The following is a 7407-nucleotide window of genomic DNA, read 5'->3' on the forward strand; positions in this document are numbered from 1 at the left end:
CCCCCAACCCCTACGACTACGCCAACCAGGACCCCTACAACAAACTCGACCTCTGACGGGCGAAGGTGCGCTTGGGTCGGATGGAAATATCTTTGCTTCCCGGACTTCTTACGTCCCCTATGTCTGGCCGATTTTTGGATACACGGTCTACTGCGGTTGGACATTTGGAATATGGCGGTAGGAGGTCGCTAGTGATCATCGGAAACAGTCGGCACCCCGGCTGGTACATGCCGGTCACGGTCATCGGATACAGTTTGATCGCCGCATTGATTGTGATAGCGGCTTTTGCTGGAATCCCAGGCATCTGGGTAGTCGTTTTCGCAGCCCTTTTGGGTGGCGCTTTCAGGTTCTTGCTGAGGAGGATGCTGCACGAGGATGGTTGAGCCGTTTGCTGCACCAAGCTGAGCTATATATCCATGTGATCAATTCGTGTTACCCTTCGGTCGCCATCCCTCCAGAAAATATGCCGTAAGGTAAACGTTCGGAAATCCTGTGGGAGGGCATGATGGATATCAGTGTCTCATCCGTGAGACAGGGGCCGTCCTGCTGCTCCTTCTAGCTCCGTGGAAAGCATGTTCGAGGCTGCTCGTCGCGCTCCGGCCTTCGCCTGATCGTCCCGGTTGTCGGTCGGGATCGGGTCGGGACCCGGATCCGGGGGAGATGCCGCCAGGTCACGGCTGGCCGCGAACAGCAGGTCCTCGCCGGTCGCCGGGCGTAGTCGCAGGTCGGCGAGCGCGCCGACCCCGACTCCGGCCCGGGTCAGGGCGGTGCGCGCGGCGGCGGGGCCGGCACCGTAGAGGACCGCGATCATCTCCGGGCCGGTCGGATCCGGCCGGTACACCAGGTCCGTGCGGCGCAACGCCGGGCGGGGGGCGCCGACCGGCAGGGTGAAGCGGGCGTGCGTGAGATCATCGTCCCGGCACCGGCGCTCCAGGCCCCGATCCGGTCCCCGACCCCGCTGCGGCGCGCGGCCTTGTTCCCCTGCTTCGGCCCGCTTCGCCGCCGGTCCGGCCAGCCGGTCGATCTCGGCGGTGACCACCCGGGCCAGCAGCTCGGCGCTGGCGTCCCAGGTGAACCCAGCCGCCCAGGCGCGGGCCGCCGCGCGCAGCTCGGCCAGTAGCCATAGCGCCGCGTCGAGGGTCTTCTCCAGCGGCTCGCCCTCGTCGACCAGCCATCCCGTCGTCCCGTCCCGGACCGCGTCGCGCAGCCCCGGGACCCGGAACGCCACCGCGGGCACCCCGAGGGCGGCCTCCAGCACCGACAGCCCCCAGCCCTCACCATGCGAGGGGTTGACCGTCAGCCAGGCCGAGGAAAGCAGCCGGTCGCGGGTGGCGGCATCGGTGTAGCCGTGCCAGCGCACGGCGTCACCGTCCCGGTCGGTCGTGCCTCTCGAGCCCGGAGCGGCCCCCGGGTCGGTGGTGGTCACCGTATCTGGGGTGGTCAGCCCGAGGGCGACCGCGCGGGCGGTCAGGCGTTCGCGGTCCGGGCCGTCGCCGATGATGTGGACGGTGAGCCCGGGATGCGCCCCGACCAGCGCGGGCAGCGCGTCGAGGAGCAGGTCGAGCCGCTTGTGCGGCACGAGCCGGCCGACGCACACGATGGTGGGTGCCGTCGCGGGGCCGCCATCCGAGCCTGCGGGCCCGCCGCCAGCCGGGCCCGTGAACGCGGTGGCCCCGGCGGCCGAGCTAGCCCCGGCGGCCGAGGTGGTCACCCCGTTGGGGACCAGGAAGCGCGGGCCGGGCAGGCCGAGGATGTCACGGGCCTCGGCGCGGGTCGAGGGGGAGACGACCACCACCGGTCGGCGCCGGTAGACCCACCGGCTGCCCGGCGCCTCCAGCAGCTGCCCGACCCGGGCGACCGGCCCGGGGAAGTACAACGGGAACTGTTTCTGATGAACGTGGTGGAGCACCTGCACGACGGGGGTGCTCGCCGGCAGCACCAGGGGGCTGAAGAACGGGATCCCGTTCTGGCAGTCGACGACGGCGTCGACGCGGTGCCCGGCCCGCCCCAGGCTGGCCAGCCGGGCGAGCACCGACGGATAGACGCCGAAGGTGCCGCCCCCGCGGCGCACCTCGACGCCGCCGACGGACTCGGCGACGGGCGGACCCGGGCGTTCACCGTCCGTGGCCCGCGAGGTCAGCAGGGTGACCCGGGCGCCGGCCGCGGCGAACCGTTCGGCGATCGACTGGCAGAACAGCTCCGCCCCGCCGGCCTGCGGATGCTCCCGGTCCCGCCAGTTGAGGAACACCACGTGCCGGCCGGCGAGGGTGGGCAGGTACCGGCGCTCCCGGGACCCTCCGCGGTGTATCGACCCTTCCGGGGGTGTCACGCTGAGGCTTCCCGTCACCGGTGGCATTCCTTCCGTTTCGTTCCGCTCGCCAGGGCTTACCATGTTCGTCTGCAACGTTCGCCTGCAACCTACCGATGTCGGAAAATCGTCGGCCATTTACCATGGTCGGTGTTTCGCTGTGGGTGATTCGACGTGTCCCGTTCCCGGTGGGGAGACTGATGGCGAAGCCCTCGCGTGAGGCTGTGACGGGCCTGCTGGCCGGTCCGGCAGCGCTGGCCGTCGCCGGCATGCTCGTCAACGGGTGCAACCTGCTGATGAACCTGATCGTCGCCCGGTCGCTGGACCCGGACTCCTACGGCGCCGTGTCGGTGCAGGTCAGCATCTTCCTGATTCTCTCGGTCGCGGGTAACGCGCTGCTGATCGCCGTGGTGCAGCACGAGACGTCTGGGCCGGGGGGCACCCGGCGCGAGCAGTGGTCCTGGATCCGGCGGCTGCGGGGCGCCTGCGGCGTCGGCATCGTGATCTCCGCGATCGTCGCGGTGGTGCTGTGCCGGCCGGTGGCCGCGCTGATGTCTTATCCGCATCCGCTCGCGATCGCCGAGGCGACCATCGGTGCCGCGCTGTGGACGCTGCTGTGCGTCGAACGCGGCCTGCTGCAGGCCCGGGGGGCCTATCCGCGCCTCGCCGTCAACTTTGTGGTCGAGGGCTTCGTCCGGATCGGCCTGGTGATTGTGCTCGTGCTGGGCGGGCTCGGGGTGAACGGCGCGGGCCTGGGCATCGTGCTCGGCGTCGTCGTCGGCGCCGAGCACGCCCGGTGGGCCGTCACGCGCACCCCGCGGCTGCCGCGTCCGCCCGTGTCCCAGCGCGGGGCGACCGTGCTGCCTGACGACGGCACACCGCCGGCCACCGGGCCGATTCCGCTGCCGATCCCGGCGCCGCGCGCCAGCGCCCGGCACAGCGTCATCGCCGACACCACCGTCGCCCTCGGCGCGCTGATCCCCCTCGCCCTGCTGCAGAATATGGACGTCGTCATCGTCGGCTGGCTGGGGTCCTCCGGGGTCGGCGGCTACGCGGCGATCTCGACGGCCTGCAAGGTACCGGTCTTCATCGGGCTGGCGGTCGCGAACTTCCTGCTGCCCGAGGCGGCACGACGGCGCAAGGAGGGACGCCCCGCCGGGGGCACGTTGGTCGTGGCGCTGGTCTTCGTCGTCGCTCCCGGGCTCTTCCTCGCCGGGCTCGGTCTGTTCGCGGCCAAGTGGTTGATCGGACTCGTCTTCGGGGCGCATCTCACCGACGCCGCCTCCGCGCTGTCGGTGCTCGCGCTGAGCATGACCCTGCTGGCCGTCACCCTGATGTTCACCACGTACCTGCTCGGCGCCGGGGTGCGCCGGGTCGTCGGCGTGCTCGCCGTCGCCACCGTGGCGACGGCTGGGGCGCTCGTCTCGGCCGGCGGCGGATCGATGGCCACGGCCACCGCCGCGCTCGCCGCCGAGTCGGTGACCGCGCTCGCGGTCGGCCTGCTCGTGGTCCAGCTGCATCACACCGACCGCCGGGCGGCGCGGGCCGCCGAGACGCACCGGCGGCCGGCGGGGGGCGTGGGACTACCCGACCCCCAGCCCGGCGAGGGGGTCCCGGCCCGGGTGTGAGGAGTTCCTCTGCCCGACGAGTCCCAGCCCACCCCGCGCGGAGAGGCCACCGCTGATGCCAGCCCAGACCCGTCCGAACGCGGACGGCGGTGAGCCCGGTTCTCCCGGTTCTCCCGGTTCTCCCGGGTCGTCGGGGTCGTCGGGGTCGGTGCGCTCGCCGCTCGCCGTCACCCGCCGCCGCCTGCTCGCGACGGCCGTGGGCCTCGGCGCGACGTCCGCCGGCGCCCTCGTCGCCGCGCGCCTGCTCTCCTCGTCCTCGGGTCCGACCTCCTCCGGTGACCTGCCGCTGAGCCGACCCTCGGCACCGGTCGGCGGGGTCACCGTGGGCCCGTCGATGCCGGCCGGGGCGGTGGCGGGCCTGCCCAGGAACCTGCTGACCATCTATGGCGCACCCGGCACCTTCGGAAACCTCGACGACCAGTCGGCCATCGAGATCGCCGAGGTGCCGGGCTGGGGCTTCGGCCCCGGTCAGGCCGCCTTCCTGTCCGCGGTCGCCGCGGACGGTACCGTCTTCCTCGCGACGACTCCGTTCACCGACGACCAGGCGAAGCTGACCGGTACGGGCATGGAGATCGAGATCTTCGAGCCGGTCACCGAACGGTTCACCCGCCTGGTGATCCCCTCAACGAAGGGCCGGACGAGCCTGCCCCGGGCCGACCCGAACTACCATGGTGTAGGCGGCGGGGACATCTCGGACGTGATCGTCGTGCCCGGCCCGGACGGCACCGAGCGGGTGGTCTTCGTCTCGCTGATGCCCTTCTTCGGCTGGAACACCTCCGTCGACGGCGAGTTGCCGAGCATCGGTCAGCTCCGGCGGGACTCCCTGGGCGGACGGTGGGCCTACGACCGGACGGCATCCAGGACAGCGGCTCAGCTCGCCAGCGCCGCCCCGCCGTACGTGGCGGCGCTGGCCTTCCCGGTGCTCGCGCCGCTGGAGCCGCGCTCACCGCGCGGGCCGTCCTCGATCGCCCGGCTGCCCCGCAGCGGGCACCTGGTCATCGCCCAGTACCTGGGGACCGGGGTCGGCGGCACCGACAACGGCGCCCTGCTCGTTGTCGACCTCGCCGGCCGGGTGCGGGCGCACTGGCAGTACCCGCAGGCCCGCCCGCTGGGCCTCGAGCTGGTCGTGAACCCGCGGGAGGTCGTCGCCGATCCCACCAGCGAACCTGATGACGAACGGTTCGTGCTGATCAGTGACGTGCGCGGGCTGGACTTCCGGGCCCAGCCCTTCCCCGTGCAGGAGTTCTCCTACTCGGCGTCGCGGGGCACCATCAGCCCGAAGAGCACGGCGGTGCGCGCCGTTCAGGACGGCTCCCGGATGGAGTCGGCCGTGTTCGGCACGGACGGCACCTTGTACGTGGCCCGCACCAAGGCCGACGGGCTGCGGGCGGAGACCCTCGCCGTCTACCCGAAGATCGATGGGAAACGCGGCCTGGTGACCCGGGCCCCCGCCACGGGCAACTGGCCGGTCGACACCTGGGGCATCGCCAACCGCCCCGACTACCTGATCGCGGGCACCGACCGGGGTGGGCTGGTGCGCAGCATCACCGTCGATCCAGCCACCGGCGCGGTGCTGCTCGCCGGGCTCGACGGCCTGGTGCAGGTCGTGCGGCCGGCGGGGCGCGGCACGCGGATGACCTTCCGCACCGACCGGCCGATCGACGTGGGGCTGAGCAGGCTGCGGGGCCCCGCGACCCGGTATGTCGGGGTGCGCCGCGGCGCGGTCGACGCCCGCCGGCGCAGCCTGTGGCTCCCGGTGAACCAGCTGGTGCTCGACGGCCTGCCCCGGCCGTACCCCCCGTTCAAGCTCGATCAGTGGTTGCTGCGCGTCAACCTGGATGTGCTGCTCGGCGACGAGTAGGTGACGGGCGGCCGGCGGGGGCCAGCGGCGCTCGGCGGGGGCCTGCGGGGGCCGGCGGCGCTCAGCCCCCGCCGGCGGCGCCGTGTAGCGGCAGCGCGAGCAGGTAGGGGTCGACGTGGGTGCCGAGGAAGCCGAGATGGCGGTAGAATGCCCGGCCGGGTTGCCGTATCGCGTGGGCGAGCAGGAGCGGCACTCCGACCATGCGATGGACGGTCAGTGACCGCATCACGGCGTCCCGCACGAGTTGGGCGCCGACCCCGCGGCCCTGGTAGCGGACATCGACCGCGAGCCGCCCCACGAACATCGCCGGAACGGGTTCGGTGGACCGGCGCGACCACCGGCGTGAACCGGGGATCCGTTCCAGGGCGGCGGTGGCCAGGCAGTAGTAGCCGGCGATCCGGGTACCATCGACGATCACGAACGTGTTCGTCGTCCGGTCCTGCTGGTGTTCGAGGGCGTGGTGGCGCAGCCAGCCGTCGAGCAGGTCGTCACCGCTGTTGAAGGTGAGCCGGTCCGGGCCCTCGGACAGGGCCGCGGGCTTGGCGAGGGGCACTGCGTAGGATCCTTTCTTGGGACCGCGTCGGACCGCGTCGGGACCGCCGGTCGACTGGCCGGCTGGTCGGCCGACCGGGAGGCGGGCAGAGGTGGCGGGGTGCTCCGGCTACTCCGGCTGCTCCGAGCCCGGTTCCTCGTCGAGGAGCCGGCGCAGCCGGGGGGAGTCCGGCGGCGGCGTGTCGAGCAGCGCCTCGAGCTTGCTCCAGTCGGCATCCGGGACGCGGAACAGGCGGCGGTCGGCGAGAACCTCTCGCGCGTATCGCTTCATGGCCTCGACGGCGAAGTCCTCAAGGGACAGGCCCTCACCCTCCGCGGCCGAGCGGATGATCTCGGCTTCGTCCTGGGGTAGCCGTACCGCGAGTCTGTCGTCCCTGGCGGTGCTCATACTGGCAGTCTGCCCTCCGGGTCTTCGGACCCGTTTCCCCGGGTCTCGCTCGCCGACGTGGGTACCACATCCATCGCGGCCGGGTCGCCCGGATGCCCGGAGGCCGGCCGGAGCGCGGATCCGGTCGGCCGCCCGGCATCTCTTCGTACCAGATCTTCGCACCAGAGAGGTCCTACGCCCGTGGCGCTTTCGCCTGTCCCCACCGTCCCGCTCGCGCACGGTGCCCGGATGCCCAGGCTCGGGCTCGGAACCTGGCCGCTGAACGACCGGGAGGTCCAGGGGGTGGTGGAACAGGCGCTCGGGCTGGGCTACCGGTTGATCGACACCGCGCACAACTACGGCAACGAGAAGGGGGTCGGCGCCGGGCTACGCGCCGTCAGCGTGCCCCGCGAGGAGCTGTTCGTCACCACGAAGTTCAACAAACGCTCACACAGCGTCCGCGGCGTGCGCAGGGCCGCGGTGGAGAGCACCCGCCGGATGGGGCTGGACTACCTCGATCTGCTCCTCATCCACTGGCCGAACCCGTGGCGGGATCGGTACGTCGAGGCCTGGAAGGGGCTCGTCGAGCTGCTGAAGGACGGCCAGGTACGCGCGATCGGGGTGTCGAACTTCAAGACGACCCACCTCGACCGGCTGCTGGCCCAGACCGGTGTCGCGCCGGACGTGAACC

Annotated in this window: 6 protein-coding genes; 3 read left to right on the top strand and 3 right to left on the bottom strand. The window is 71.9% G+C overall.

The genetic code is table 11. The annotated features are described in order from the left end of the window. Positions 1-520 precede the first annotated feature (520 nt). Positions 521-2329: a glycosyltransferase family 4 protein gene (locus AC08OU_RS19480; protein ID WP_476605487.1), complete on the bottom strand. Its 1809-nt coding sequence runs from the start codon at positions 2327-2329 to the stop codon at positions 521-523. A 179-nt stretch (positions 2330-2508) separates the two neighbouring features. On the opposite strand from AC08OU_RS19480, the gene AC08OU_RS19485 reads away from it, so the two are divergent. Then, positions 2509-3936 carry a lipopolysaccharide biosynthesis protein gene (locus tag AC08OU_RS19485; RefSeq protein WP_476601881.1) on the top strand — a complete coding sequence of 476 codons (1428 nt, stop codon included), beginning with the start codon at positions 2509-2511 and terminating at the stop codon, positions 3934-3936. 55 nt (positions 3937-3991) lie between these two features. Beyond that, positions 3992-5797, top strand: coding sequence for a hypothetical protein (locus tag AC08OU_RS19490; protein ID WP_476605484.1), 1806 nt, complete (start codon positions 3992-3994; stop codon positions 5795-5797). A gap of 61 nt (positions 5798-5858) precedes the next feature. On the opposite strand, the gene AC08OU_RS19495 is transcribed toward AC08OU_RS19490, so the two are convergent. Then, positions 5859-6350, bottom strand: a complete 492-nt coding sequence (locus AC08OU_RS19495) for a GNAT family N-acetyltransferase (RefSeq protein WP_476605485.1) — start codon at positions 6348-6350, stop codon at positions 5859-5861. A gap of 108 nt (positions 6351-6458) precedes the next feature. Then, positions 6459-6737, bottom strand: coding sequence for a type II toxin-antitoxin system TacA family antitoxin (locus tag AC08OU_RS19500; protein ID WP_462188512.1), 279 nt, complete (start codon positions 6735-6737; stop codon positions 6459-6461). A 180-nt stretch (positions 6738-6917) separates the two neighbouring features. Between AC08OU_RS19500 and AC08OU_RS19505 the strand changes: the two genes are divergently transcribed. Beyond that, positions 6918-7407: aldo/keto reductase (locus AC08OU_RS19505; protein WP_476605486.1), on the top strand; the 490-nt coding region annotated here is incomplete at its 3' end.

This window comes from Frankia sp. CcMO1, assembly GCF_977945845.1.